At 70.2% G+C, this 26,463-nt stretch carries 24 protein-coding genes; 18 read left to right on the top strand and 6 right to left on the bottom strand.

Features of this window, described 5'->3' with window-relative positions; genetic code table 11:
* Window positions 1-67 precede the first annotated feature (67 nt).
* From mtrA to ASD84_RS05175, 8 genes are all read left to right on the top strand, one after another.
* The gene (mtrA, locus tag ASD84_RS05210; RefSeq protein ID WP_056707351.1) at window positions 68-775 is read left to right on the top strand and encodes an MtrAB system response regulator MtrA; all 708 of its coding nucleotides are present in this window, start codon (window positions 68-70) and stop codon (window positions 773-775) included.
* A gap of 10 nt (window positions 776-785) precedes the next feature.
* On the top strand, window positions 786-2,480 hold the full coding sequence (mtrB, locus tag ASD84_RS25980) for an MtrAB system histidine kinase MtrB (RefSeq protein ID WP_056707348.1): 1,695 nt from the start codon (window positions 786-788) through the stop codon (window positions 2,478-2,480).
* Window positions 2,477-4,249 carry an LpqB family beta-propeller domain-containing protein gene (locus ASD84_RS05200; protein ID WP_082573166.1) on the top strand — a complete coding sequence of 591 codons (1,773 nt, stop codon included), beginning with the start codon at window positions 2,477-2,479 and terminating at the stop codon, window positions 4,247-4,249. Before mtrB ends, ASD84_RS05200 begins: the two co-directional genes overlap by 4 nt.
* A gap of 77 nt (window positions 4,250-4,326) precedes the next feature.
* Window positions 4,327-5,058 carry a ComF family protein gene (locus ASD84_RS05195; protein ID WP_056707341.1) on the top strand — a complete coding sequence of 244 codons (732 nt, stop codon included), beginning with the start codon at window positions 4,327-4,329 and terminating at the stop codon, window positions 5,056-5,058.
* A gap of 368 nt (window positions 5,059-5,426) precedes the next feature.
* Window positions 5,427-6,053: a ribosome hibernation-promoting factor, HPF/YfiA family gene (gene hpf / locus ASD84_RS05190; protein ID WP_056707337.1), complete on the top strand. Its 627-nt coding sequence runs from the start codon at window positions 5,427-5,429 to the stop codon at window positions 6,051-6,053.
* 184 nt (window positions 6,054-6,237) lie between these two features.
* Window positions 6,238-6,897: a response regulator gene (locus ASD84_RS05185; protein WP_235530981.1), complete on the top strand. Its 660-nt coding sequence runs from the start codon at window positions 6,238-6,240 to the stop codon at window positions 6,895-6,897.
* A 72-nt stretch (window positions 6,898-6,969) separates the two neighbouring features.
* On the top strand, window positions 6,970-7,593 hold the full coding sequence (locus ASD84_RS05180) for a ClpP family protease (RefSeq protein WP_056707333.1): 624 nt from the start codon (window positions 6,970-6,972) through the stop codon (window positions 7,591-7,593).
* Window positions 7,590-8,204, top strand: a complete 615-nt coding sequence (locus ASD84_RS05175) for a ClpP family protease (protein WP_056707331.1) — start codon at window positions 7,590-7,592, stop codon at window positions 8,202-8,204. The genes ASD84_RS05180 and ASD84_RS05175 overlap by 4 nt, the downstream gene beginning before the upstream one ends.
* Here the strand turns inward: ASD84_RS05175 and ASD84_RS05170 are convergent.
* Window positions 8,164-8,481: a helix-turn-helix domain-containing protein gene (locus ASD84_RS05170; RefSeq protein ID WP_056707328.1), complete on the bottom strand. Its 318-nt coding sequence runs from the start codon at window positions 8,479-8,481 to the stop codon at window positions 8,164-8,166. The two genes, ASD84_RS05175 and ASD84_RS05170, sit on opposite strands and share 41 nt — an antisense overlap.
* Window positions 8,482-8,574: 93 nt before the next feature.
* On the opposite strand from ASD84_RS05170, the gene ASD84_RS05165 reads away from it, so the two are divergent.
* The 7 genes from ASD84_RS05165 (at window position 8,575) to rodA (ending at window position 16,427) form a co-directional block, all read left to right on the top strand.
* Window positions 8,575-9,780: a winged helix-turn-helix domain-containing protein gene (locus ASD84_RS05165; RefSeq protein ID WP_056707325.1), complete on the top strand. Its 1,206-nt coding sequence runs from the start codon at window positions 8,575-8,577 to the stop codon at window positions 9,778-9,780.
* A gap of 10 nt (window positions 9,781-9,790) precedes the next feature.
* A complete protein-coding gene (gene ndk / locus ASD84_RS05160; protein WP_082573164.1) occupies window positions 9,791-10,198 on the top strand; it encodes a nucleoside-diphosphate kinase in 408 nt (135 codons plus the stop codon).
* A 281-nt stretch (window positions 10,199-10,479) separates the two neighbouring features.
* Window positions 10,480-11,511, top strand: a complete 1,032-nt coding sequence (locus ASD84_RS05155; RefSeq protein WP_321164011.1) for a rod shape-determining protein — start codon at window positions 10,480-10,482, stop codon at window positions 11,509-11,511.
* Window positions 11,511-12,470 carry a rod shape-determining protein MreC gene (mreC, locus tag ASD84_RS05150; protein ID WP_082573163.1) on the top strand — a complete coding sequence of 320 codons (960 nt, stop codon included), beginning with the start codon at window positions 11,511-11,513 and terminating at the stop codon, window positions 12,468-12,470. Before ASD84_RS05155 ends, mreC begins: the two co-directional genes overlap by 1 nt.
* Window positions 12,467-13,057 (top strand): rod shape-determining protein MreD, encoded by a 591-nt coding sequence (locus ASD84_RS05145; RefSeq protein WP_056707318.1) that lies wholly within the window; start codon window positions 12,467-12,469, stop codon window positions 13,055-13,057. The genes mreC and ASD84_RS05145 overlap by 4 nt, the downstream gene beginning before the upstream one ends.
* Entirely contained in the window at window positions 13,057-15,192 is a 2,136-nt protein-coding gene (gene mrdA / locus ASD84_RS05140) for a penicillin-binding protein 2 (protein WP_056710675.1), read from the top strand. The genes ASD84_RS05145 and mrdA overlap by 1 nt, the downstream gene beginning before the upstream one ends.
* Entirely contained in the window at window positions 15,189-16,427 is a 1,239-nt protein-coding gene (gene rodA / locus ASD84_RS05135; RefSeq protein WP_082573162.1) for a rod shape-determining protein RodA, read from the top strand. The genes mrdA and rodA overlap by 4 nt, the downstream gene beginning before the upstream one ends.
* A gap of 6 nt (window positions 16,428-16,433) precedes the next feature.
* Here rodA and ASD84_RS05130 read toward each other — a convergent pair whose 3' ends face one another.
* From ASD84_RS05130 to ASD84_RS05120, 3 genes are read right to left on the bottom strand one after another with little or no spacing between them, the layout of a single operon-like run.
* On the bottom strand, window positions 16,434-16,847 hold the full coding sequence (locus ASD84_RS05130) for a PaaI family thioesterase (RefSeq protein ID WP_162251492.1): 414 nt from the start codon (window positions 16,845-16,847) through the stop codon (window positions 16,434-16,436).
* A gap of 54 nt (window positions 16,848-16,901) precedes the next feature.
* Window positions 16,902-18,227 carry a hypothetical protein gene (locus ASD84_RS05125; protein WP_082573161.1) on the bottom strand — a complete coding sequence of 442 codons (1,326 nt, stop codon included), beginning with the start codon at window positions 18,225-18,227 and terminating at the stop codon, window positions 16,902-16,904.
* Window positions 18,224-18,583, bottom strand: a complete 360-nt coding sequence (locus tag ASD84_RS05120) for a hypothetical protein (RefSeq protein ID WP_056707312.1) — start codon at window positions 18,581-18,583, stop codon at window positions 18,224-18,226. Before ASD84_RS05120 ends, ASD84_RS05125 begins: the two co-directional genes overlap by 4 nt.
* Before the next feature lie 151 nt (window positions 18,584-18,734).
* On the opposite strand from ASD84_RS05120, the gene ASD84_RS05115 reads away from it, so the two are divergent.
* Together ASD84_RS05115 and ASD84_RS05110 are read left to right on the top strand one after the other, a co-directional pair.
* Window positions 18,735-20,204, top strand: coding sequence for a wax ester/triacylglycerol synthase family O-acyltransferase (locus ASD84_RS05115; protein ID WP_235530980.1), 1,470 nt, complete (start codon window positions 18,735-18,737; stop codon window positions 20,202-20,204).
* A gap of 14 nt (window positions 20,205-20,218) precedes the next feature.
* Window positions 20,219-20,413, top strand: a complete 195-nt coding sequence (locus ASD84_RS05110) for a hypothetical protein (protein ID WP_056707305.1) — start codon at window positions 20,219-20,221, stop codon at window positions 20,411-20,413.
* Here ASD84_RS05110 and ASD84_RS05105 read toward each other — a convergent pair.
* Together ASD84_RS05105 and ASD84_RS05100 are read right to left on the bottom strand one after the other, a co-directional pair.
* Window positions 20,403-20,885: a DUF2505 domain-containing protein gene (locus ASD84_RS05105; protein ID WP_056707303.1), complete on the bottom strand. Its 483-nt coding sequence runs from the start codon at window positions 20,883-20,885 to the stop codon at window positions 20,403-20,405. The two genes, ASD84_RS05110 and ASD84_RS05105, sit on opposite strands and share 11 nt — an antisense overlap.
* Before the next feature lie 2 nt (window positions 20,886-20,887).
* Window positions 20,888-21,370 (bottom strand): DUF2505 domain-containing protein, encoded by a 483-nt coding sequence (locus ASD84_RS05100; protein WP_056707299.1) that lies wholly within the window; start codon window positions 21,368-21,370, stop codon window positions 20,888-20,890.
* A gap of 208 nt (window positions 21,371-21,578) precedes the next feature.
* Here ASD84_RS05100 and ASD84_RS05095 point away from each other — a divergent pair, with 208 nt between their 5' ends.
* On the top strand, window positions 21,579-26,435 hold the full coding sequence (locus ASD84_RS05095; RefSeq protein WP_235530979.1) for an NAD-glutamate dehydrogenase: 4,857 nt from the start codon (window positions 21,579-21,581) through the stop codon (window positions 26,433-26,435).
* Window positions 26,436-26,463: the final 28 nt, after the last annotated feature.

The following is a 26,463-nucleotide window of genomic DNA, read 5'->3' as shown; positions in this document are numbered from 1 at the left end:
GTAGCCAGAAGCCCCGCACCCGCGACGGGTGCGGGGCTTCTGCCTTGCTCCCACCTAGGATCGACCCATGACACCTCCCGCCGGCCCGTCGTACCCCACCCGGGGGCGGGTGCTCGTGGTCGACGACGATGCACCGCTGGCAGAGATGCTCGGCATCGTGCTGTCCCAGGAGGGCTTCGAGAGCCGCGTGTGCCCGCGGGGCGACCTCGCCCTCGCCGACTTCCGTGACTACCGGCCCGACCTGGTCCTGCTGGACCTGATGCTGCCCGGGAAGGACGGCATCGACGTCTGCAAGGAGATCCGGGCCGAGTCCGGCGTACCCATCGTGATGCTCACGGCCAAGGGCGACACCGTGGACGTGGTGGTCGGGCTGGAGTCCGGCGCCGACGACTACGTCGTCAAGCCGTTCAAGCCGAAGGAGCTCGTTGCGCGGATCCGGGCACGGGTACGCCGTACCGACGCCGTCCCGCAGGAGACGCTCACGGTCAAGAACCTCGAGATCGACGTCGCCGGGCACTCGGTCACCCGCGACGGCGTGGAGATCTTCCTGACCCCGCTGGAGTTCGACCTGCTGCTGTGCCTGGCCCGCAAGCCCGGCCAGGTCTTCACCCGGCAGCTGCTGCTCGAAGAGGTCTGGGGCTACCACCACGCAGCCGACACGCGGCTGGTCAACGTCCACGTGCAGCGGCTCCGTTCGAAGGTGGAGCACGACCCCGAGCACCCCGAGATCGTCCTGACCGTGCGGGGCGTCGGCTACAAGGCCGGCGCTGTCTAGGCCGACAGTCATGGACGGCTCCGACCTGTCCCGGTGGCTGCTCAGCCTCTGGGCCAGGGTCGCGCCGGAGGTACGACGAGCGCTCACCTTCTGGCGTCGGTCGATCCAGGCACGCGTCGTGGTCAGCACGGTCGTCCTGTCCGCAGCCACCGTCAGCGGCGTCGGCTGGATCCTGTTGCAGCAGACCCAGCAGGGCCTGCTCGAGCACCGGGTCGACGTCGTCCTCGGTGAGGTCGATGCGGAGGTGAACGACGCCAACGGTCGCCTTGCCGCAGCGTCGGGCACCGAAGTGAACGCCAGTCGTCAGCAACGCGACCTGGTGGACCCGATCATCGATCGTGGGCTGAGCCGCGGCTACAGCGTCGTGCTGGCCGGTCCGGAGGGGGAGGACCTGCCCCTGCGCGAGGGGGGCGGTGAGTACACCAGCGGCCTGGACCTGGTCAGCGTGCCCGAGAGCCTCGAGGCCCACTTCGACGGGGCCAACCGGTCGACGGCGTGGACCTACACGAAGATCGTGCAGACCGGACCCGAGGGCACGCGGTCCCGCGCCGGCATCATCGTCGGTGCGCAGGTTCCGCTCCCTTCGGACGGCAAGACCTACACCCTCTACTTCCTCTTCCCGCTCACCGAGGAGGAGGAGACCCTGGGCCTGGTCACCCGGGCGTTGCTCACGGCCGCGGGCCTGCTGCTGGTCCTGGTGGCCGGCCTGACCTGGCTGGTGACCCGACAGGTCGTGACGCCGATCCGGATGGCCCGCAGGGTGGCGGAACGACTCGCCTCCGGACGGCTCCAGGAACGACTCCAGGTACGCGGCGAGGACGACATCGCACGACTGGCGTACTCCTTCAACCAGATGGCCACGAACCTGCAGCGCCAGATCCGCCAGCTGGAGGAGCTGAGCTGGGTGCAGCGCCGCTTCGTCTCCGACGTGTCGCACGAGCTGCGCACGCCACTCACCACGGTGCGGATGGCGTCCGACGTCCTCCACGACGCCCGCGACGGGTTCGACCCGACGACGGCCCGCTCGGCCGAGCTGCTCCAGGCCGAGCTGGACCGGTTCGAGAACCTCCTGGTCGACCTGCTCGAGATCAGCCGTTTTGACGCCGGCGCCGCAAGGCTCGCCACCGAGGACGTCAACCTCGTCGACGTCGTCGAGCGCGTGGTGGCTGCCGCGCAGCCGCTGGCCGACCAGCGTGGTGTGCGGGTCGTCATCGAGCAGCCCGACGACGAGGTCCGGGCCGAGGTCGACGTACGACGGATCGAGCGGATCGTCCGCAACCTGGTCACCAATGCCATCGACCACGCACAGGCCGACGACCCGACCGAGTCGGTCATCGTCCGGTTGGCCTCGGACGCGGAGGCGGCGGGGATCACGGTCCGCGACCACGGCGTCGGCCTGGCACCGGGTGAGGCGGCGATGGTCTTCAACAGGTTCTGGCGCTCGGATCCCGCGCGCGCCCGCACCAGCGGTGGCACCGGCCTCGGTCTTGCGATCGCGCAGGAGGACGCGCACCTGCACGGTGGCTGGCTCCAGGCCTGGGGTCGCACCGGCCAGGGTGCCCAGTTCCGGTTGACCGTCCCACGTCATGCCGGGGCGACGCTGCGCAACAGTCCGCTCTCCCTGGTCCCCGAGGACGCTTCGTCCACCGACGCGGGTGTCGTGACCGGCCCCGTCGCCGTCCCCACCCCGGAGGGGCCGCGATGACCCGCCCGAGCACGCGCCCGAGGACTGGCCCGGCAGCGCTCGCCCGCCAGGTGACGATCGCGTTGTTCGCCGCGCTCCTGCTCGGTGGGTGCGTCACGCTGCCCACCGAGGGCCCTGTCGTCGAACGGAACGTCACCGAGGCGGAGGATGCCCGCCAGGCCAGCGACATCGACGCCCGGCCACCGGCCTCGGGCGCTTCGCGCACGGAGGTCGTCACGGGGTTCCTCGACGCGATGACCGCATGGCCGATCCAGACCAGCGTCGCCAAGAAGTACCTCACCACCGCGGCCGCAGCGCAGTGGAACCCCGAGCAGGAGACGATCGTCTACAGCGACACCCTGCCGGTCCGCCAGCTCGCCGGCACCGTCTCGGTCGAGCTGACCGCTGCCGACAGCCTCGACGCCGTCGGAGGCTGGCGGGGCCCGATGCCGGCCGACCAGCTCACGATGGAGCTCCGGGTCACCGTCGAGGACGGTGAGTACCGCATCGCCGATCCACTGGACGCGCTGGTCGTGCCGGCCACGTGGTTCCAGCAGCGCTACCGCCAGGTCTCGCTCTACTACTTCGACCCGCTCGCGCAGATCCTCGTTCCGGAGCCGGTGTTCGTGCCCGAGGGGGACCAGCTCGCGACCAGCCTCGTCTCGGGCCTGCTGGCGGGGCCCCCGCCGCTGGCTCGTGGGGTGGTCCGCTCCTTCCTGCCATCCGGGCTCAGCGTGGGCCTCTCCGTGCCCGTCGACAAGAACGGCGTCGCCGAGATCACGCTCGTCGGTGACGCCCCGAAGGTCACGTCCGAGGAAGCCGAGCTGATGCTCGCCCAGCTGGCCTGGACGCTCCGCCAGGACGGTGACATCACGGCGCTGCGGGTCACCGTCGGAGGGTTCGACCTGCCGCTGCCGGGCGGTGCCTCGCAGTACCCCGTCAATGCCGGCAAGGGCTTCGATCCGGCCGGAGCCGACGCCACGACCCTGCTGTTCGGCCTCGCCCGGGGCCGGCTCGAGTGGGGCACCGCGGGCAACCTGGTTGCAGCCACCGGGCCGTTCGGGGACGAAGGCGCCGGGATCGAGGTGTTCGCTGCCCGCCCGGACGCCGAACAGGTCGCGGTCGTGGACCGGAACGGGCAGCGAGTCCGGGTCGGTTCGGTGCGGGAGACGGCCGACGCCGTACCGACGCGGACCGTGCTCAGCGGCGGCACCTACGCCCGGCCGACGTGGGACGCCAGCGGGCGGCTCTGGGTCCTCGAACGTCGCCGTACCGGCTCGGTCGTGTGGCTCGTCGAGGACCAGGGAGCGCGCCAGGTGCGGGTGCCCGGCGTCACGGGGGAACAGGCCCACCAGCTCATCGTGTCGCGCGACGGAACCCGGCTGGTCGCCGTGGTGCGGACCAACCGGGGCGACGAGGTGGTGGGCGCCCGCGTCGTCATCAACGGCCGTGGCGGCATCGCCCGCACGCGTGCGGCATACCTCGTCCACGGCGCCAGCGGCGGGCAGATCGTAGACATGGCGTGGACCAGTCCGATCCGCGTCGGGCTGCTGACCCCGACCGCGCCCGGCACGCTCTCCGAGGTCGACGTCGTGGCGGCGGACGGGGCGACCGTCGGTGTGGACGAGCTGTCGACCATCGTGTCGGGCGACCTGATCGGGCTGGCCGGCACGCCCAGTCCGGGCCCGTCGATGCTCGCGGTCTACGCCGACCGCTACGTCGACATCGTCCAGCAGGACGAGTACGAAGCCGGTGACGTTCCGCTCACCCAGCTCGACTACGCCGGATAGCCCGCGACAGCAACGACTTCTCCACAGCGCCGACGGTGAGGGTTGCCCTGCCCGGGCGGGGTTGATGGGGTGGGGCGGTGCGCCTGCTGCCCCTGCTCACCGACGGCTTCCTCGACCTGGTCCTCGGGTCGGCCTGCGTGGTGTGCGAGCGTGGCGGCCGCGTGCTCTGCCCCGACTGCCGCGCCGGACTGCCTGTCGAGGCTGCGGTGCGGTGGCCGACCCCGACGCCGCTCGGCCTGGTGGCGCCGTACGCCATGGGTACCTACGACGGCGCGCTGAGGTCGATGGTGCTGGCCCACAAGGAGCGCCGGGTGCTCGCCCTGGCTCGCCCACTCGGTGACCTGCTGGGCGGCTCGGTCCGTGCGGCGCTGGACGACGCGCGTTGTCGGGTCGACGCACCGGTCGTGCTGGTGCCCGTCCCGTCGCGCCCGGCCGCGGTCCGCCAGCGCGGCCACGACCCGACGTTCACGATGACCAGGGCCGCCGCCTGTCGGCTCGTCGCCGAGGACAGGGACGTCACTGCGCTCAGGGTGCTCCGTCTGAGGCCGGGCGTGGTCGACCAGGCGGGACTCGACACGCGCGGGCGTGCGGCGAATCTTTCGGGCTCGATGGCGGCGCCCACCGCGGTCGTACGACGGCTGGGGGAGCGGTTCCCCCACACCCATGTCGTGCTCTGCGACGACGTCCTCACCACCGGGGCCACGCTCCGGGAAGCCCAGCGCGCGCTCGAGGCGGTGGGAGTTCCCGTGCTCGCTGCGGCAGTGGTCGCGGCCACCCAGCTGCGTGACCAAGTGCCCAACTTGCGGTGAAGCCTTTCGTCCGCTTCGACAACGGACTAACGTCTCAACATGGAGTCCGCCCGGGTCCGTGGTTGCGTCGCACAGGCTGGGCAGGCGCCCTGCCGGGTGCGGCAAGCCGATGCCAGTCGCAGGCGAAACGGTCCACGTAAGTCGGCCCTCGGGTCGACGATCACGGTGCGGCTTAGTCGTAAGTCCTGCCTCGGACCGGACGTCAGATACGTCCGAATCCGGGAGAAGGTCAGTAGTGGCACCAAGCTGCGACCACCTCAGCAGGCGATTGTGGGGTCGAAGACCAGGTCGGCCGGGCGGATTCCATGCCTCACACGTCCCGCCCACGTGGCGGGATCACCCATCACCGAATCCCCTTGGAGGTACTGATGGACGTTGTGGTCACCGGTAGGCACTGCGAGATCTCGGACCGGTTCCGGGCGCATGCGACCGAGAAGCTCGCGAAGCTGGAGAAGCACGACCACCGCATCATGCGGGTGCACGTAGAGGTCGACTCCGAACCCAATCCGCGCCAGCACGACCATGCCGTCCATGTGGAGCTCACCGCCTACTCCAAGGGACCGGTGATACGGGCCGAGGCCGCTGCCGACGAGAAGATGGGCGCGCTGGACCTCGCCATGGACAAGATGGCGGCCCAGATGCGGAAGGCCGCCGATCGGCGGCGGGTGCACAAGGGACGACCCGAACGGGTCTCGGTCGGCCGGGCCCTGTCGGACCTGGCGGTCGCCACCGACGACGCGGTCGAGGACGAGGTCTCGATCGAACGCCAGGTCGGACCGATCACCGTCACCGGTGACGGCCCGCTCGTGGTTCGCGAGAAGACGCACCCCGCCAGCCCGATGACCCTCGACCAGGCGCTCTACGAGATGGAGCTGGTCGGCCACGACTTCTACCTCTTCGTCGACAAGGAGAGCGAGCGCCCGGCGGTCGTGTACCGCCGTCGCGGGTACGACTACGGCGTGATCTCCCTCGACATCGGCGCCCAGGAAGGCTGACCGACGAGGCCCCCCGGGATGTGGCTGGCAGCGACCTGGCAGTGCCGGCGTCGCTGCCAGCCACACCGCCGGTGCGTCGGCCCGTCGACCATCGCCCCGGGCTAGACCGGCGCTGCCTCGCGAAGTCATGCCATGATGCCTGAGTGACGAGTGGGGCAGTGCCGAGCGTGACAGGAGGCAACGGGTGAGCGGACCGGTTCGCGTGGCCGTGGTCGACGACCAGGAGTTGTTCCGTCGCGGTCTGACGATGTTGCTCGGTATCGAGGCCGGTATCGAGGTCGTCGGTGAGGCCGGCGACGGCGCCGAGGGCGTCGCCCTGGCGATCAGCACCGTCCCCGACGTCGTGCTGCTCGACGTCCGGATGCCCAAGCAGTCCGGCATCGAGGCGTGCGTCGCGATCAAGGAAGCGGTCCCGATGACGAAGATCATCATGTTGACCGTCTCCGACGACGAGGCCGACCTGTACGAAGCCGTCAAGAGCGGCGCTTCCGGCTACCTCCTCAAGGACTCCTCGATCGAGGAGGTCGCGCAGGGCATCCGGGTGGTCGCCGACGGCCAGTCCCTGATCAGTCCCTCGATGGCCGCCAAGCTGATCGACGAGTTCAAGACCATGTCGGCGCCCGAGCGCACCGCAGGCACCGCGCTGAAGCTGACCGAGCGCGAGCTCGAGGTGCTGCGCCTGGTCGCGCGCGGGTTGAGCAACCGTGACGTCGCCTCCCAGCTCGCGATCAGCGAGAACACCGTGAAGAACCACGTGCGCAACATCCTGGAGAAGCTCCAGCTGCACTCGCGCATGGAGGCGGTCATGTACGCCGTCCGCGCAAAACTGGTGCAGCTGGACTGATCTGCTGAGCGCAGATCCGCCCCCAGCAGCAAGCCCTTGGGCGGCACCTGCTGCCCTGCGACGCTCGGTGGCATGAACGCACCCACCCCGAGCTTCCTCGACGACGACCTGGCCCGGCGCCTCCTGGACCAGCGCACGATCCTGCTCGGCACCGAGCTCGACCAGACCCTCAGCAACCGGCTCACGACCGCGCTGCTCATGCTGGCCGCGGATGACGAGAAGGCGCCCATCGCCCTCTGGATCAATTCGGTCGGCGGTTCGGTGCCGGGCATGCTGGCCATCCGCGATGCCATGCGCCTGATCCCCAACACGGTCGCCACGGTGAACCTCGGCATGGCCTACAGCGCGGGCCAGTTCCTCCTCAGTGCCGGCACGCCGGGGCACCGCTACCTGTTGCCGCACTCCAAGGTGCTGCTGCACCAGGGGTCGGCCGGCTTCGGGGGCACGGCAGGCGACATCGCGATCCAGGCGGAGACCCTGCGTGACAACCGCGACACCGTGCTCGGCCTGATCTCGGCGGACACCGGGCAGCCGGTGGAGACGGTCGAGAAGGACTCGCGCCGGGATCGCTGGTTCAACGCGGAACAGGCCATCGCCTACGGCTTCGCCGACCACGTCGTCGAGTCCCTGGCGCAGATCAGGCCCGTGCCCCACCGTTCCGCGGGGCTGGGACTCCGCCAGGCGGTGTCGGCATGACGACGTACCCGATCCCCTACGTCACGACCCAGACCCCGCGCGGCGAGCGCACGACGGACATCTACTCGCGGTTGCTGGCTGATCGCGTCGTCTACCTCGGTACGGCGATCGACGACGGCGTCGCGAACGCCCTCATCGCGCAGCTGGTGCACCTGGAGTCGGAGAACCCCGATGCCCCGATCAACCTGTACATCAACTCACCGGGCGGTTCGATCCCGGCGATGCTCGCGGTCTACGACGCGATGCAGTTCGTCCGCCCGGCGGTCGAGACCACCTGTGTCGGCCAGGCCGTGGCGACCGCCGCCGTGCTGCTGGCCGGCGGCGAGCCCGGCCACCGGCAGATCCTGCGCCATGGCCGGGTCGTGCTGCACCAGCCGGCTGCCGAGTCCCGGGGCACCATCCCCGACCTCATCCTGGAGACCGAGGAGATCGAGCGCGTGCGGTCGCTGCTGGAGGAGCTGCTGGCCAGGCACACCGGCCGCACCCCGCTCCAGGTGCGCGAGGACACCGAGCGCGACCTGGTGCTGACCGCCGAGGCGGCCGTCGACTACGGACTGGTGGACGCAGTGATCACGCAGCGAGGCAGACCGGCCCCGTCGGCGTACTCCTGATGGCTCGCGAGGCGACCTCGCGCACACTGCTGCCCAGCGCACCGGCGATGGCGGCGAGAAGTTCCGAGCTGGGGTCCTTGAGACCGCGCTCGAGCTCGGAGAGGTACTGCGTCGAGACTCCCGCGCGTTCGGCCACGTCCCTCAGCCGCCAGCCCGCGGCCACCCGCTGCTCGCGCAGCTGCTTGCCGACCTGCTCACGCCACAGCGGCTCTGGCAGCGGTGGCTCGGACTTCGGAGACGCGGGAGCTGCCTGCTGGAACGCGATGACCTGGCCCATGGCGGCCACGGTAGTTCGATGCCGGGCGCTGGGACGAGTGGATCCGCTGTGAGCAGAACCGGGTACGTCGGCGCTGCTCCGTAGGGTGACCGGGTGACTTCGACGCAGGCGCTGTCGCGGGCCCAGGCCCGCCGGATCGCGCTGGGTGCCCAGGGCTTCCTCGACCCCCTCCACACCACGCCCACGCTGCGGACGTTCGACCGCACGCTGGCCCGCACCGGTGTCCTCCAGGTCGACAGCGTCAACGTCCTGCAGCGCGCCCACTTCATGCCGCTCTACTCACGGATGGGGCCCTACGACGTCGACCTGCTCGCGCGCGCCGCAGCGGGCAAGCAGCGCCGGGTCGTCGAGTACTGGGCGCACGTCCAGGCGTTCATGCCGGTCGAGCTCTGGCCGGCCATGCGGCACCGGATGGACGCCCACCGCACCAAGCGCGGCAAGTGGTCGTTCGTGGCCGAGGACGATGCGCTGGAGGCGGCCCTGGTCGCCGAGATCGCCGACCGGGGCCCGAGCACGGCGCGCGAGCTCGACGACGGGCTCCCTCGCAGCAAGGAGCACTGGGGCTGGAACTGGTCGCGCACCCGCCGGATGCTCGACTACCTGTTCACCGTCGGGGACCTCGCCATCGCCGGCCGCAACAGCCAGTTCGAGATCCGCTACGACCTCCCGCAACGGGTCCTGCCCAGCGCTGTCCTCGAGGCGCCCGCGCTGACCGAGGCCGAGGCGCACGTCGAGCTGGTCCGTCGCGCGGCCCGCTCGCACGGAGTCGGATCGGCGAACTGCCTCGCCGACTACTACCGGATCCGGATCGGCGAGGCACGGGTGGCCATCGACACCCTGGTCGACGCCGGTGAGCTCGAACCCGTGCAGGTCGAGGGTTGGCGTCGCCCGGCGTACCTCCACCGCGACGCCCGGCTCCCGCGCCGGGTCCGGGCGCGAGCGCTGCTCAGCCCGTTCGATCCGGTGGTGTGGGAGCGCGCCCGTGCCGAGGCACTGTTCGACTTCTTCTACCGGATCGAGATCTACGTCCCGGCCGAGCTGCGGGTGCACGGCTACTACGTCCTGCCGTTCCTGCTCGGTGACCGGATCGTCGGCCGGGTCGACCTCAAGGCTGACCGGGCGCGCTCGCGCCTGCTCGTCCAGTCGGCCTGGGCCGAGCCGGGTGCGCCCGCCGACACCGCCGTCGAGCTGGCCGCGGAGCTGGTCCAGCTGGCCGGCTGGCTGGGTCTCGACGAGGTCGTCGTGGTGCCCCGGGGCGACCTGGCCCCCGCGCTGGCTGGGGAGATTGCCTGCGGTTAGGGTCACTGACGTGACTCAACGCACTCTCGTCCTGCTCAAGCCCGACGCGGTCCGCCGCGGCCTGGTCGGCAACGTGCTCGCCCGGTTCGAGGCCAAGGGCCTGACCATCGTCGCCCTCGAGCAGCGCCACATCGACGCGGCCCAGGCCGACGCCCACTACGCCGAGCACGTCGAGCGGGACTTCTATCCGCCGCTGCGTGACTTCGTGACCAGCGGGCCCCTCGTCGCGCTGGTCCTCGAGGGCGACGAGGCGATCGAGGTCGTGCGCGCGATCAACGGCGCCACCGACGGCCGCAAGGCCGCTCCGGGCACGATCCGCGGCGACCTGTCGCTCTCCAACCGCGAGAACCTCGTGCACGGCTCGGACTCGCCCGAGTCCGCCGCGCGCGAGATCGCACTCTGGTTCCCCGCGCTCTGATGGGCTGCAGGAATCCCCGGGCGCCCGGGGATTCCTGACCGGGTCGGGGGTTGCAACCCCCGACCAGCGCAGGAACTGCCCGTCCCGTGTGACGGATGTGACTCGTGAGGCGCGCCGTACCGGCGTGCCTCCGCTCTGATCGGCCTCCGCTTACCTACTCTCACAAGCGGAGGCTGTCGGACCGTGCGCCCGGTGGCCGCCCCCGGTTTCGGCCGGCTTCCCCTGATTGCGCACGAGCGGACCCGTCGTCTCCGGCTGGTTCGGCGACGTTGCGAGGAATCGTGAGGGCGAACTCCATCATCGGTCGGGACATGGCCGTGGATCTCGGTACCGCGAACACGCTCGTCTACGTCCGCCGCCGGGGCATCCTGCTCGACGAGCCCAGCGTGGTCGCGCTCAACGACACCACGGGTGAAGTGATCGCCGTGGGGCACCAGGCCAAGCAGATGCTCGGGCGCACGCCCGACAACATCACTGCGCTGCGACCGTTGCGGGACGGCGTGATCGCCGACTTCGAGGCGACCGAGCAGATGCTGCGCCACTTCATCGCGCGCGTGCACCGTCGCCGTTACTTCGCCAAGCCACGGATGGTCATCTGTGTGCCGAGCTCGATCACGCCGGTCGAGCAGCGCGCGGTCAAGGAGGCCGGCTACCAGGCTGGCGCCCGCCGCGTCTACGTCGTCGAGGAGCCGATGGCGGCCGCCATCGGCGCCGGGCTCCCCGTGCACGAGGCCACCGGCAACATGATCGTCGACGTCGGTGGCGGCACCACCGAGGTCGCCGTCATCTCCCTCGGCGGCATCGTCACCTCCCTGTCCATCCGCACCGCGGGCGACGACCTCGACGCCGCGATCATCGCGTGGATGAAGAAGGAGCACGGCGTGATGCTCGGCGAACGCACCGCCGAGGACGTCAAGATCACCCTCGGCTCTGCCTTCCCGCGACCCGGCGAGCCCGAGGGCGAGGTGCGGGGCCGCGACATGGTCACCGGCCTGCCGCGGACCGTCGTCGTCTCCAGCGCCGAGATCCGTCAGGCGCTCGAGGAGCCGTTGCACTCGATCGTGGACGCGGTGCGAGTCACCCTGGACCAGACCCCACCCGAGCTCGCCGGCGACATCATGGACCGCGGCATCGTGCTCACCGGCGGCGGAGCGCTGCTCCGGGGCCTCGACGAGCGGATCCGCCACGAGACCGGCATGCCGGTGCACGTCGCCGACGACCCGCTCGTGTCGGTCGCGATGGGTGCGGGCCGCTGCGTCGAGGAGTTCGAAGCCCTCCAGCAGGTGCTCGTCACCAACCCCCGGCGTTTCTGATGACCTTGGACACCCGCCCCGTGCGGACGACCACCCCTTCGCAGGGCAGCAGCGGGCGTCGTACTCCTGCGCGCGAGGCGGAGGACCGCGGTCGACCGTCGCGGTCACTGGTCGTGGCGCTGGTGCTCGCGTGCGCCGCCCTGATGGTCGTGGACAAGGCAGGCGGCGACGACTCGCCGATCGCGCCGGTGCGCCGGGTCGTCGGCGAGGTGATCGGGCCCGTCCAGGCCGGTGTCGCGACGGTGGTCCGCCCCGTCGCCGGTGTCCCCGGCGCCTTCCGTACCAACGACTCGTTGCGCGAGAAGGTCTCCGACCTCGAGGCCGACAACGCGGCGCTGCGCATCCAGCTCGGCAAGGCCGGGTACGACGACCAGCGGCTGCAGGACCTCGAAGGACTCCGGGCGATGGCCGGTGACCTCGGCTACGCCCTCGTGCCGGCACGCGTGATCGCCATCGGTGCCGCCCAGTCGTTCTCCAGCACCGTCACGCTCGACGCGGGCTCGGACGCCGGGCTGCGGCCCGACCTGACCGTGGTCGCGGCCGAGGGCCTGGTCGGCCGGATCACCTCGGTGACCAGCCACACCGCGACCGTGTTGCTGATCGTCGACAGCTCGTCGGCCGTCGGCGGCCGGATCGGTGCCAACAAGGAGCTCGGCTTCGTCAACGGCCACGGCACGCTCGGCGAGGACGACCGCCTCGAGATGGAGCTCGCCGACCGCAACGTCGTCCCGAAGGTCGGCCAGCAGATCGTCACGTGGGGGAGCGAGGGCGGCTCGCCGTACGTCGCGGGCGTGCCGATCGGCAAGGTGACCAAGGTCTACGAGTCCCTCCGCGAGACCTCCTACCGCTCGGTGATCGCGCCGAACGTCGACTTCACGGCGCTCGACCTGGTCGCTGTCGTGGTGCCGTCCGGCACTCCCGGCCGCGTGATCGAAGCAGACGGGAGCCTGACGCCGTGAGGACCAACTCCGCCGGACGCCTGCTCGCCGTGATCATCGCCGTGCTCGGCGCGCTGATGCTCCAGGTGACCGTGCTGCCCCACTTCGCATGGCGCGTCGGCGGCCTGGGAGTCGTCCCGGACCTGGTGCTGCTCGTCGTCGTCGCGACCGCCCTGGCCACGGACACCCGCTACGCCACGCTGACCGGGTTCTTCGCGGGTCTCGTGCTCGACATCGCGCCTCCTGCCGATCACCTCGCAGGTCGCTGGGCGCTGGCGCTGACCGTCGTCGGCTACGTCATCGGTCGGCTCGCCCACGACAACACCGCCGAGGTCGCGCGCTTCGAGCCTGACGGCCTCCGTCGGCCGCCGCTCGCCCTGGTGCTGGCCGCGGCCGCTGGCGCATCGTTCGTCGGCACCTCCGTCTTCGCGCTCACCGGGGTGTTCCTGAGCGACGCGGACGCCAGCGTCGGCGAACTGCTGCCCGTCGCGCTGGTCGCCCTGCTGCTCGACGTGGTCGCCGCGCTCGTGGTCGTTCCGGCCGCGTGGTGGCTGCTGCGCCGGCTCAGCGCTGATCGAGCCGCGCAGACCCAGTGGGCACGGGCCTGATGGCTGCCACGCCGGGCGGCGCCTCGCATCGGAGTCGACTCCGGCTGATCGTCATCCAGACCCTCGTCTTCTCGCTGCTGGCCACCCTCGGCGCGCGCCTCTACTACCTCCAGGTCATCTCGGGGGAGCAGTACCAGGGCCAGGCTGCCTCGCAGTCGGTCCGCGAGATCGTCGTCCAGCCCCAACGGGGCCTCGTCGTCGATGCGATGGGTCGCCCGCTGGTCACCAACCGCCTGACCTGGGTGGTCTCCCTGGACCGGACCCTCCTCGGCAAGATGTCCGAGGCCGACCGCACCGAGCTGCTGCGCCGCACCGGCAAGGCGATCAGGATGCGCGTCAGCGCGATCCAGGCCAAGCTGCTGCTCTGCGGCGACAGTGGTGCGATCGCGGGGGAGTGCTGGAACGGCTCGCCCTTCCAGGCGCTGCCGGTCGCGCTGGACGTCAAGGAGTCCGCGGCCCTGCGGATCCTCGAGCAGCCCGAGGACTTCCCGGGCGTGGTCGTCGACCGGCAGAGCGTGCGGCAGTACCCCTCGCCGTACGGCGTGAACGCGGCGCACCTCCTCGGCTACGTCAGCCCGATCACCAAGGACGAGCTGGACGAGGCCGAGGACGCCGGTGACAGCTCGGTCAACGGTGCCTCGGTGGTCGGCCGCGCCGGTGTCGAGAAGGAGTACGACGAGTGGCTGCGCGGGCAGCCCGGCTACCAACAGGTCGCGGTCGACTCGCGGGGCCGGGTCCGCGAGGACGTCTCGGACCTCGAGGCGCGGCCCGGTGACACGCTGGTGTCCACGATCGATGCGCGCGTGCAGGGGATCGTCGAGACGCAGCTCGCGAAGATGATCAAGACCCAGCGCAACACGCTGGACCCGGTCACCAAGCGCAAGTTCGAGGCCGACTCGGGTGCGGCGATCGTGATGGAGGCGAAGACGGGCCGGATCATCGCGATGGCCAGCCAGCCGACGTACGACCCCGGGGTCTGGGTCGGCGGCATCACCGACAAGCAGCTCGAGCGGCTCTACTCCGAGGCGGCCGGCACCCCGTTGCTGTCGCGCGCCTTCCAGGGACAGTTCGCTCCCGGTTCGACGTGGAAGCCCTTCATGACGGTCGGTGCACTGACCAACGGCTTCTCCCGCGACACGGTCCTGCCTTGTTCCTCGGCCGTGCAGATCGGCAACCGCGCCTTCCACAACCACGAGTCGCACGCCTACGGTTCGATCGGGTTCGCCCAGGCCATCGCGGTCTCCTGCAACACCTTCTTCTTCCAGGTCGGCATGAAGTTCTGGCAGCAGTTCGGCTCCGACCCCGACGACGTCAACGCCAGGGACCCGCTCGTCGAGGAGGCCGAGGCGTTCGGTTTCGGCGACCAGACGGGGGTCGACCTGCCGGGCGAGGCGTCGGGCCGCGTCGCGGACCGCAAGTGGAAGCTCGCCTACTACAAGTCGATGAAGGACTACTACTGCGGGATCGCGGCCAAGCCGCAGACGAAGAAGACCTCGGACTTCGTCTACAAGTTCTCCCGCGAGTTCTGCGTCGAGGGGTGGAAGTACCGCCTGCCCGACGCCGCCAACTTCGCGATCGGCCAGGGCGACACCATCGTCACGCCGCTCCAGCTCGCGCGCGGCTACGCCGCCATCTCCAACGGCGGCACGCTGTGGCAGCCCCGCGTCGCGAAGGCGATCGTGTCGCCCGAAGGCGAGGTCATCCGCGAGATCGCTCCGAAGAAGGACCGTACGGTCAAGATCCCGCCGAAGGTCCTGAAGTACCTCGACGATGCGCTCAAGGGAGTGGCGCTGCCGGGCGGCACCATGGCCTGGAAGCTCGGCGGCTTCCCGATCGACAAGGTGAAGATCCGCGCCAAGACCGGTTCCGCGGAGGTCTACGGCAAGCAGTCGACCGGCTGGGTGGCCTCCTACACCAAGGACTACGTCGTGGTGATGATGATGACCCAGGGCGGCACCGGGTCCGGCTCGACCGGTGACGGTGTGCGCGCGATCTGGGAGGCGCTGTACGGCGTCGACGGCGAGAAGGTGCGCCCCGACAAGGCCGCGATCCCCGGCGTGACGCCACCGGCCGCACTCCCGACGTTCGCAGAGGACGGCTCGATCCTGCCGCCCGCCCGGAAGGAGCGCCCATGAGCAACCGGATCCAGACGACGCGGGTCTCGGCCGGCAGCCGCCCCCACCGCACGACTGCGTCGCGGCGCGTGTCGTTCCTGCGCTGGGGCGACATCGACCAGGTCCTGCTCGGGGCTGTCGTGCTGCTCTCACTCGTGGGCTGCCTGCTGATCTGGTCGGCCACCCTGGAACGCAACGACCTGACCGGCGGCGACACGCGGGCCTTCCTGGTCAAGCAGGTGATCAACCTCGGCATCGGACTGGGCCTGATGGCGATGGTGGTGATGACCGACCACCGCTGGGTCCGGATCCTGGCTCCGATCGGCTACCTCGTCGCCATCGCCGGACTCGTGCTGGTGCTGGTGATGGGATCGACCATCAACGGGTCCCGGTCGTGGCTGATCATCGGCGGGATGTCCTTCCAGCCCTCGGAGCTGGCGAAGCTGGCCGTCGTCATCGGGATGGCGTTGGTCGTCGCCGAGCGCAGCGAGGGGCGCTGGCGCGACCGGGTCGGAACCGCCGACGTGCTGCTGATGCTCCTGGTTGCCGGCGTGCCCGCAGTCCTGATCCTGGCCCAGCCGGACCTCGGCACCATGCTGGTGCTGACCGCCACGGTGTTCGGGGTGATCGCCGCTTCCGGTGCGCACCGCCGCTGGCTCGCGCTTCTTGCCGGCGGCGGCCTCGCTGCCGGTGCGTTCGCGGTGGTCAGTGGCTTCCTCGAGGACTACCAGGTCGACCGCTTCCTGGCCTTCACCAACCCCAGCCTCGATCCGAAGGGAGCCGGCTACAACGTCGAGCAGGCCCGGATCGCGGTCGGCAACGGGGGACTCTTCGGACAAGGGCTCTTCGAGGGCTCGCAGACCCAGTCCGGCTTCGTGCCCGAGCAGCACACCGACTTCGTGTTCACGGTGGCCGGCGAGGAGCTCGGCCTGGTCGGTGCCGCCCTGATCGTCGCCCTGCTCGGCGTCGTGATCTGGCGGGCGCTGCGGATCGCTGCGCGCACCGACGACGTGTTCGGCCGGATCGCCGCCGCGGGGATCGCGTGCTGGTTCGGGTTCCAGGCCTTCCAGAACATCGGGATGTGCCTCGGGATCATGCCGGTCACCGGTGTCCCGCTGCCGTTCGTCTCCTACGGCGGGTCCTCGATGTTCGCAGGCATGCTCGCCATCGGCCTGCTGCAGAACATCCACCTGCGGACCCTGACCGCCCCGGCGTCCCGCATGGCACCGCAGCAGCGGGTCCTGGTCCGTTCCTGACCCGCGTCAGCGGAACAGCCGGCTGTGCACCTGACCGGTCGCGACCAGCGTTCCCTGCGCGTCCCGGACGCGGACCTCGCTGAGCGTCGTGGACCGGGTGCGGTGCAGCACGGTGGCCGTGGCCACGAGGTCCGTCTGCGCCGGGGCGAGGTAGGTCACGGCCAGGTGTGTGGTCGCGCCGCCGCTGGCCTCGTTGTCCGGGCCCAGACCTGACGCGGACGCAGCGGCGCCGGCCGTGTCGACGAGGGTCGACACCACGCCGCCGTGGATGACGCCGGGGACGGTGGTCAGGTCGTCGTCGTACGACAGGGCGAGGGTGACCTCGTCGACCTCCGCGGCCGCGAGTGTCAACCCGAGGGCCTTGGCGACGGGGGAGGCGAGCAGGACGCTGTCGATCCAGTGCTGGGCGAGTGAGTGCATGGCTCCACCCTCGGTGGTCCGCGGCCGTGAGGCGATGACCCCGGAGGTCATGCGTCAGCCACTGAACAGCAGGAACAACCCTCCAGCCGTGAACCCGACCATGACGATCAGCAGGGGCAGCTGCCCGGTGACCTGATCGCGCTTCGGCAGCAGTGCCAGGGCGCGGTCGTGGGCAGCGATCGCGGCCACCACGTGGCCGATCACGACGGCGATGACCTTGATGCTCGCGAGCACGGTCGGGTGGTAGGAGAACCAGTACGACGGCTCGACACTCGCCGTGCCGAGGATGTCCCAGCCCTTGCCGAACGGATCGCTGGCCCGCGCCAGCGTCTGGGTGCCGACGTCGATGAACAGGGTCAGGTAGTGGGCCAGGATGTAGCCGAGGATGATCGGCACGATCGAGTGCGCGTAGTGGCGTGGCAGCGCGCGCCGGCCCACCTCGCCCTTCGCGGACGTCAGGGCGCAGGCGAGCGCGAACAGCAGTCCCGCGGTCAGGCAGAAGCCCAGCAGCGCGACGTTGTCGAGCAGCACCTTGCTGACGCTGGCGTCCTGGTAGGTCCGCACCCAGAACGACGACTCGCGGAACGAGTCGAAGGCCGTGCTGCCGAACAGCACCGCCACGACGGCCACCAGCCCGGGCCGGGGGTCGATCGTCGACAGGTTGGCCAGCGGGCTGCGCAGCACCAGGCGACCGTCCACACGTGCCCACGGCGACAGCTTGGCGATCAACGAGGAGTAGACCTCGAACGGGTCGGCCCGCTCGTAGAAACGGTTGCCGAAGACAGCACCACCGACGAGCATCGCGCCGACGTAGAGGGCGCACCACAGGCGAACCGAGCCGAGCTCGGTGGGGTAGCGGTAGGCCAGCTCCATCCACACGAAGGCGTAGAGGCCGAGTGCGGCCGGCCAGTGGCCGAGGCGCTCGGGATAGGTGAACAGCCCGACGTCGGGGTCACTGCCGGCGAGCTTCGCGATGCCGGCGTTGATCGTGCGCACCGGGCTGATCGCGCGCCAGACCGGACCGAGCAGCGCCGAGGCGATGACCAGGCCCACCCACCACCACACGTAGACGATGCCGAAGAACGGGTTGGTGAGGCTGTTCTGGCCACCGACCGCACACGCGACGGTGAACGCAGCGATGAGGAGCCCCAGAACCCGCAGGCCGACGCGGAAGTACGACGACGAGGTGATCTGGTCCAGCGCGGGCAGCACCACGAGTCCGGAGCGGCCGGCGTCGGCGTACCTGGGTCGCCGCCAGGCGACGATGAGCACGGTGAAGGACACGACGAGGGCTGCCACGGCGCCGGAGACGGCCAGCTCCAGCGAGATCGGCAGGTCGGCCTGACCGCCGATGCCGTGCGCCTCGGGTGAGCCGATCAACGGACCTCGAGCTGGACGATGACCTGGTCCAGCTCGTGCGACTCGACGGCCACGACACCGGGGCGGTCGATCTGGATCTCGAACGTCTCGGTGCCTGCCTGGTAGGCGAACTCCTGCTCGGGGTCCGAGTGCACGTGCAGGGTTCCCGCATCGTCGGAGGTGACCTCGAGATCGACCGGCTGGCCGGCACTCACGTCTACCCGGTCGCCGCTCGGCTCGATGGTGCCGTCCTTCTGGGTGATCTTGACGACGACGACCTCGTCGGTCTTCGCCTTGTCGTCCTCACCGCAGGCGGTCAGGCCGGCGAGCAGGGTGATGGTCGCGACTACCGCGCTGGCGGTCCGCAGCCGGTGCATGGATCCTCCTCGTCATGGAGCCTCGATCGTGGACCGTGCGGGTCCTGCTCCGGGTTCTCTGTCAGAATCTCACGGTGACCCCAAGGCGACCGGAATGGGGCCGGACGTCGTAGCGCTGGTGGGTCCACACAGAGGCTGGAGAGACGACGTGGTGGATCGGGTGCGACCGCGCGACCTGACGTTCCTTGCTGAGGAGACGCCGGAGACGCCGCTGCACAACGTCACGATCGAGATCTTCGATCCGGGCGAGGGCGAGGACGCCTTCGACCACGCCCGTCTGGTGCGCCTGATCCGCGACCGGATCGCCTTCGTTCCGCGCTATCGCCAACGCCTCCAGAGCGTCCCTGGCCACCTGGCCAACCCGGTCTGGATCGACGACGAGAGCTTCGACCTCGGTTTCCACGTACGACGTTCGGCACTGCCGCGCCCCGGCACGTCCGAGCAGTTGCTCGAGCTCGCCTCCCGGATCGTGTCGCGGCCGCTGGACCGCACCCGCCCGCTGTGGGAGATCTACTTCGTCGAGGGACTCGAGGGCGGCCGGGTCGCGCTGCTCTCCAAGACCCACCAGGCGCTCGTCGACGGCGTCCACACCGTCGACCTCGGCCAGCTGCTGCTCGACCTGCAGCCCGAGGCGCGGGCCCTGGAGCCCGACGACTGGACCCCGAAGCGGGCGCCCAAGCCGGGCAAGCTGCTCGCCGGTGCCGTGCGCGACAACCTGTTCGACGCGAACGCGCTCCTCGACTCGGTGCGCACCGGTTCGCGGGCCGTGGCCCGGACCGCCGACCGCCGCTCCGCACCGGCCCGTGCCTTCCTGGGTGCGGCCACGGGGCGCCGTCCGAAGAACCGCGGCGTCATCAACGGGCCGCTGTCCCAGCAGCGCCGCATCGTCACGGTCGAGACCCGGTTCGCCGACTACCGCCGGATCCGCGAGGTCCACGGCGGCACGATCAACGACGTCATCCTCGCGACCCTCACCGGTGCCCTGCGTTCGTGGCTGATGACCCGTGCCGAGTCGCTCGGCGGGATGCGCCAGATCCGGGCTGTCGTGCCGGTCTCGGTCATCGACGAGGAGCTCGAGGCCACCTCACTGGGCAGCCAGATCGCCGCGCACTTCGTGGACCTGCCGATCGGCGAGCAGAGCCCGGTCGTGCGCCTGCACCAAGTCTCCTACTCCTTCCAGGCCCACAAGGACACCGGACGCAGCGTGGCCGCCAACCGGCTGGCCGGGATCGCGGGCTTCGCGCCGACGACGTTCCACGCGATCGGTTCACGCGTCGCGGCCACCGAGCTGCGCCGCGGCTACCAGCTGTCGGTGACCAACGTGCCCGGCCCGCAGGCCCCGCTGTTCGCTGCCGGCGCGCGCATGCTGGCCAGCTACCCCGTGCCTCCGCTGGTGGCCGGCCACCCGCTCGCCATCGGCGTGACGTCGTACGACGGCGGGGTCTACTACGGCCTCACCGCGGACCGGGACTGGATCCCCGACGTCGACCTGCTCGGCATCTGCATCCGGGAGGCGCTCGACGAGCTGCTCGACCTGTCGTCGCCGACCCGGCAGCGGGCGCCCCGCGGCCGACGTGGGGTCAGGGCAGTCCCGAAGCCCGGCGCCAAGGGTCGGGACTGAACCCGTTGAGCGTCATGGTCGCGCAACATCTCGGCACCCTGCACCCGCTCGAGCAGGCGCTGACGATCGTGCTCGCGTTCGGGCCGTTCATCGTCCTGGGCATCGTCATCGCCTTCCGTCGGCGCGCCGAACGCGCTGAGGAGATGCGAGACGACGCGCGTACCGAGCAGGACGCCCGGACCGAACGACCCGACGGTCCTACCGGCTGAGCCAGGCCTTGCCGGTGCGCTCCTCGGCCCGTAGTGCGCTGCCGATCAGCTTGGCGATCAGCTCCTCGATCTTGCCGCCGATCAGGGGTATCTTCGCCGTGACCTGGAGGTCGACGGTCTCGGTGGTGACGCCGTCGACCTCGACGAGGGTGGCAGTGCCGCGCAGGTCGCCGGGCTTGCCGGGGATCGTGATGTGGACCTCGCCCCGGGTGGGGCTCGACCACTTCTCGGTCTGGACGATGGTGACCTCGGTGCCCACGATCTTCTTGGCGAACGAGGGGACCCGGTCGGTCGGCTGGGTCATCTCGATCCTGACGTCCTTGCTGTTCACGTCGCCGTCGACCTTGACGTTGAACCCGGTCGCGCGCTGGTAGGTGCACACCTCCTCGCGGAAGGACGCGTCGGACAGCATTGCTGCGACGGCGTCGATCGGTGCGTCGTAGACCATCGTGTGGAGCAGTCGTGTCGCCATGGTCAGCGGTTTCCCTTCAGCCAGGCCACGCCCACGGAGTGCTCCACGGACATGCCTGCGTCGATGTTGTCGGCCATCAGCTTCTCGAGCTTCCCCGCGATCAACGGGACCTTCACCGTGACCTCGAGATCGAAGACGTGTCGTGTGACCCCGCCGTCGGCGACGAGCTTCACGGTCCCGGTCGCCTTCGTGGGCTTGCCGGGCGCCACGATCTCGTAGGTTCCGGACGTGGCGTCGGCCCACTCCTCACGGATGATCGCCTGCGTGGTCTCGCCAGCGATCTTCTTCGCGAGCGCCGGCAGACCAGCGGTGTTCTGCACCTGGTCGTTGAGGATGCTCATCCCTTCGCCGTTCGGTGTGCTGGTCACGTCGATCGAGACGACGTCCTGCGCGGCGGCGACCTTCTCGCGGAACGCCGGGTCGGCCAGCATTGCGAACACTTCGGCCGACCCCGCTTCGTAGGCGAGCTCACGGTGGAACTTCATGGCGCCATCATGTCGCACCGGATCGTTACTCACGGGTCGCCTCGCGATGTTGTCGTGGTCACGTCCGACGGCCTACGTTGAGATGGTGTCAACGACGACGCTCAAGGCCTCCGTATCAGGGGCAGACCGAGACCGCATTTTCGAACAGGCTGCTGCGGCAGCCGGACAGCCGAAGGGCTCCGGGGGGCCACCCCGTGATGCGTTGCCGGTGCTGCTGCCGGCGTACTACCGGCACGTCGACACCGAGGAGCTCGCGTCGCGCAGCGACGTCGACATCTACGGTGCCTTCGCCTCCCACCACCACCTCGCGCTCGAGCGCAGGGCCGGTACGCCGAAGGTGCGCGTGTTCACGCCGACGGTCGCCGAGCACGGCTGGTCCGCGGCCGGACACTCGGTCGTCGAGGTGGTCTTCGACGACATGCCGTTCCTCGTCGACTCGCTCACCATGGAGCTCGGCCAGCACCTGCGCGACATCCGTACGGTGGTGCACCCGACGTTCGACGTACGACGCGACGAGGCGGGGCACCTCGTCTCGGCGGAGCCCGTGGTCCCGGGCTCGGTCGCCCCGCCCGAGGGCGCCACGCGGGAGTCGTGGATGCACGTCGAGATCGGCCGCCTGGGTGGCGGCGGTGAGGACGAGCAGGTCGCCGAGGGGTGCCGCCGGGTGCTCCTCGACGTGCAGGCCGCCGTCGAGGACTGGTCGAAGATGCAGGCGCAGGTCGCGGAGATCGTCGCCGGTCTGGCCGAGGAGGCTCCGCCGGTCGATCCGGACGAGGTCCGGCAGGCCGGCGAGCTGCTGTCCTGGCTGGCCGACGAGCACTTCACCTTCCTCGGATATCGCGAGTACGTCCTGGCCAAGGAGCCGGCCGAGAGCGGTGACGGGGAGGAGGACGTGCTGCGTCCGGTGCCCGGCACCGGGCTGGGCATCCTGCGCGAGAAGGCGGAGGAGGGCAACACCTCCGTCGCCTTCGGGCGACTGCCCGACGCGGTCAAGGCCAAGGCGCGCGAGAAGACCCTGCTGGTGCTCGCCAAGGCCAACTCGCGCTCGACGGTCCACCGGCCGGCGTACCTCGACTACGTCAGCCTGAAGACCTTCGGTGACGACGGCGAGGTGGTCGGCGAGCGACGCTTCCTCGGACTGCTGTCGAGCGCTGCCTACACCGAGTCCCTGCTGCGCATCCCGCTCCTGCGGGAGAAGGCTGCCGAGGTGCTGCGGCGCAGCGGACAGGACGCGCGCAGCCATGACGGCTCGGCCCTGCTCGACACCCTGGAGACCTATCCGCGCGACGAGCTGTTCCACACGCCCGTCGACGAGCTGACCCCGATCGTCGAGGCCGCCAGCCAGGCCCGCGAGCGGCGGGCCGTGCGGCTGTTCATCCGCCGCGACACCTATGCGCGTTACCTGTCGGTGCTGGTCTACCTCCCGCGCGATCGCTACAACACGGGCGTCCGGCACAGGTTCGTCAAGATCCTCACCGAGCAGATCGGCAAGGGCCGGATCGGTCCGGAGAACGTCGAGTTCAACGTCAGCATCAACGAGTCGACCACGGCACGGGTCCACTTCGTCGTCCACCTCCCCAAGGGGGAGCTGATCCCCGACGACATCGACACCCTCGACCTCGAGCGTCGACTGGTCGAGGCGTCGCGCTCCTGGCAGGAGGACTTCCTCCAGGCCGTCATTGCCGAGTACGGCGAGGAGACCGGCGGCCTGCTGGGGCGCCGGTACGTCGACGCCTTCCCGGAGGCGTACAAGGAGGACTTCAATCCCCGCACCGCTGCCGTCGACCTCGGCCGGGTGGAGGGCATCTCCGGCACGAGCGGCATCGACCAGTCGCTGTACGCCGACGTCGACGCCGAGGAGGGCGAGGCCCGGCTCAAGGTGTTCCGGGTCGGCGAACCGCTGTCGCTGAGCGGTGTCCTGCCCATGCTCTCCTCGATGGGGGTGGAGGTCGTCGACGAGCGGCCGTACGCCCTGGGCGGCCTCGAACGTCGTACGCACATCTACGACTTCGGCCTGCGGTACGCCGGCGCCCTGCCGGACCACGCCCGCGAGCTGTTCGCCGATGCACTGCGCGCGATGTGGGACGGCTACACCGAGACCGACGGGTTCAACCGCCTGGTCCTGCGGGCGCGCCTGTCGTGGCGCCAGGCGATGCTGCTGCGCGCCTACGCCAAGTACATGAAGCAGGGCAACAGCCCCTTCGCCGTCGACTCCATCGAGCAGGCGCTGGTCGTCAACGTCGACCTGGCCCGGCTGCTCGTGCTGTTGTTCGAGACCCGGTTCGACCCGGGCACCGACGAGGGCAGGGCAGACCGCGAGGCGGACCTCGTGGCGAAGATCCGCGCGGCGCTCGACGAGGTGGTCAGTCTCGACCACGACCGGATCCTGCGTTCCTACCTCACCCACATCCTCGCCACCCTGCGCACCAACTACTTCCAGGGTCTCGAGACGGTTGCTGCGCAACCTCCTCGACCAACGGAGTCAAGGACGACTCCGAGTGCCGCACCCAAGCAGTACCTCTCCATGAAGCTCGAACCGTCGGCCATTCCCGACCTGCCGTCGCCACGGCCGAAGTTCGAGATCTTCGTCTACTCGCCCCGCGTCGAGGGCGTGCACCTTCGGTTCGGCGCCGTCGCCCGTGGTGGCCTGCGCTGGTCCGATCGCCGTGACGACTTCCGCACCGAGGTCCTGGGCCTGGTCAAGGCGCAGATGGTGAAGAACACCGTGATCGTGCCGGTCGGCGCGAAGGGCGGTTTCTACGCCAAGCAGCTGCCGGACCCGAGCGATCGCGAAGCGTGGCTGGCCGAGGGCGTTGCCTGCTACAAGACGTTCATCCGCGGCCTGCTGGACCTCACCGACAACCTCGTGGGGGGCGAGACCGTGCCCCCGCCGCGCGTGGTGCGCCACGACTCCGACGACTCCTACCTCGTCGTCGCGGCCGACAAGGGAACCGCCACGTTCTCCGACATCGCCAACCGCGTGTCGAACGACTACGGCTTCTGGCTCGGCGACGCGTTCGCCAGCGGTGGGTCGGTCGGCTACGACCACAAGGCGATGGGCATCACGGCCAAGGGCGCGTGGGTGTCCGTACGACGCCACTTCCGCGAGATGGGCGTCGACTGCCAGACCGAGGACATCACCGTCGTCGGCGTGGGCGACATGTCCGGAGACGTCTTCGGCAACGGCATGCTCTGCTCGGAGCACATCCGTCTGGTGGCCGCGTTCGACCACCGCGACATCTTCATCGACCCGGAGCCCGACGCGGCGGCGTCGTTCGCCGAGAGGCAGCGTCTCTTCGCGCTCCCGCGGTCGAGCTGGCAGGACTACGACAAGTCGCTGATCTCCGAGGGGGGCGGGATCTTCTCGCGGACCGCGAAGTCGATCCCGATCAGCAACCACATCCGCGCGGCCCTGGGGATCGCCGGTCACGTCGAGAAGATGACGCCCGCCGAGCTGATGAAGGCGATCCTGCTCGCGCCCGTCGACCTGCTCTGGAACGGCGGCATCGGCACCTACGTCAAGGCGTCCACCGAGACCAACGCCGACGCCGGCGACAAGGCCAACGACGCCATCCGCGTCGACGGCGGCCAGCTGCGGGTGCGCTGCGTGGGGGAGGGCGGCAACCTGGGCTGCACCCAGCGCGGCCGGATCGAGTACGCCGTCGACGGGGGACGGATCAACACCGACTTCATCGACAACTCGGCCGGGGTCGACACCTCCGACCGTGAGGTGAACCTGAAGATCCTGCTCGACCGGATCGTGCTCGAGGGCGACCTGACCGGAAAGCAGCGCAACGAGCTGCTCGCGTCGATGACCGACGAGGTCGCCGACCTCGTGCTGCGCGACAACTACGACCAGAACCTCGCGCTGGCCAACGCCGCCCGCAACGCGCCCTCCCTGCTGCACGTGCACGAGCAGTGGATGCACCACCTGGAGACCGAGGGCCTGCTGGACCGTGACCTGGAGGCGTTGCCCGCCACCCGTGAGGTGAAGCGCCGCCTGGAGGTCCAGGGAGCGCTGACCCAGCCGGAGCTGTCGGTGCTTATGGCCTACACGAAGATCGTGCTCGCCGAGGAGCTGTTGGCCTCCGACCTGCCCGAGGACCCGTATCTCACCCTGGACCTCGAGTCCTACTTCCCCGAGCCGGTCCAGGCCGGCTTCCGCGACCAGATCGCCGTCCACCCGCTGCGCCGGGAGATCATCGTGACCCAGGTGGTCAACGACCTGGTCAACGGCGCCGGCATGACCTACTGGCCGCGCTTGACGGGGGAGACCGGTGCGAGTGCCGCCGAGCTCACCCGGGCCAACTTCGTCGCCCGGGAGATCTACGGGTCGCTGCCGCTGCGCCGCGAGCTCGAGCAGTTCGACAACGTGCTCGACGCCGCGGTCCAGACCCGGATGCGGGTCGAGATGCGCACGCTGGTCGAGCGCGCTTCGCGCTGGCTGCTCACGAACCGGCGTCCGCCCCTGGACAGCCAGGCGACCGTCGAGCTGTTCGCTGCGCCGGTCCAGGCCACGATGCTCGAGCTCCCGCACCTGCTGACCGGTGCCGAGCTCGCTGCCTACGAGGCCCGGAGGCGCTCACTGGAGGGCCAGCAGGTGCCGTCCGAGCTGGCGGCCCGCGTGGCGTCGTACGACGTCGCGTACGCGTTGCTCAACGTCGTGGAGATCGCAGTCCGCGACGGACTGGACCCGGCCGACGTGGCCCGGGTGCACTTCGTCCTCGGTGAGCGGCTCGGAGTCTCGGCGTTGCAGCAGCAGATCGTCGCCCTGCCGCGGGCCGACCAGTGGCAGACCATGGCACGGGCCGCACTGCGCGACGACCTGCACGCCGTCCACGCCCAGCTCACGGGGAAGGTGCTCGCCGCGACCGCGGACACGGTCGATGACGAAGCCGCCGACCCGCACGAGGCCGCGGACCGGAGGGTTGCGGCCTGGGAGGCAGAGACCGGTGGGGTCGTCGAACGGGCGATCTCGTCCCTGACGGCGGTGTGCAAGGACGAACCGAGTGACATCGCCAAGGTGTCGGTCGGCCTCCGGGTGGTGCGGGGCCTACTGGCCTGACGCCCGGTGTTGAGGGGGTTGGTTAGGG

This window comes from Nocardioides sp. Root682, from assembly GCF_001427795.1.
GTDB lineage: Bacteria > Actinomycetota > Actinomycetes > Propionibacteriales > Nocardioidaceae > Nocardioides.
This window is presented reverse-complemented; position numbering and strand designations above follow the sequence as displayed.

Coding starts and splice junctions, on each gene's coding strand:
- mtrA (WP_056707351.1), top strand. CDS start 68: ATGACACCTCCCGCCGGCCCGTCGTACCCCACCCGGGGGCGGGTGCTC.
- mtrB (WP_056707348.1), top strand. CDS start 786: ATGGACGGCTCCGACCTGTCCCGGTGGCTGCTCAGCCTCTGGGCCAGG.
- ASD84_RS05200 (WP_082573166.1), top strand. CDS start 2,477: ATGACCCGCCCGAGCACGCGCCCGAGGACTGGCCCGGCAGCGCTCGCC.
- hpf (WP_056707337.1), top strand. CDS start 5,427: ATGGACGTTGTGGTCACCGGTAGGCACTGCGAGATCTCGGACCGGTTC.
- ASD84_RS05180 (WP_056707333.1), top strand. CDS start 6,970: ATGAACGCACCCACCCCGAGCTTCCTCGACGACGACCTGGCCCGGCGC.
- ASD84_RS05175 (WP_056707331.1), top strand. CDS start 7,590: ATGACGACGTACCCGATCCCCTACGTCACGACCCAGACCCCGCGCGGC.
- ASD84_RS05170 (WP_056707328.1), bottom strand. CDS start 8,481: ATGGGCCAGGTCATCGCGTTCCAGCAGGCAGCTCCCGCGTCTCCGAAG.
- mreC (WP_082573163.1), top strand. CDS start 11,511: ATGACCTTGGACACCCGCCCCGTGCGGACGACCACCCCTTCGCAGGGC.
- mrdA (WP_056710675.1), top strand. CDS start 13,057: ATGGCTGCCACGCCGGGCGGCGCCTCGCATCGGAGTCGACTCCGGCTG.
- rodA (WP_082573162.1), top strand. CDS start 15,189: ATGAGCAACCGGATCCAGACGACGCGGGTCTCGGCCGGCAGCCGCCCC.
- ASD84_RS05130 (WP_162251492.1), bottom strand. CDS start 16,847: ATGCACTCACTCGCCCAGCACTGGATCGACAGCGTCCTGCTCGCCTCC.
- ASD84_RS05120 (WP_056707312.1), bottom strand. CDS start 18,583: ATGCACCGGCTGCGGACCGCCAGCGCGGTAGTCGCGACCATCACCCTG.
- ASD84_RS05110 (WP_056707305.1), top strand. CDS start 20,219: ATGGTCGCGCAACATCTCGGCACCCTGCACCCGCTCGAGCAGGCGCTG.
- ASD84_RS05105 (WP_056707303.1), bottom strand. CDS start 20,885: ATGGCGACACGACTGCTCCACACGATGGTCTACGACGCACCGATCGAC.
- ASD84_RS05100 (WP_056707299.1), bottom strand. CDS start 21,370: ATGAAGTTCCACCGTGAGCTCGCCTACGAAGCGGGGTCGGCCGAAGTG.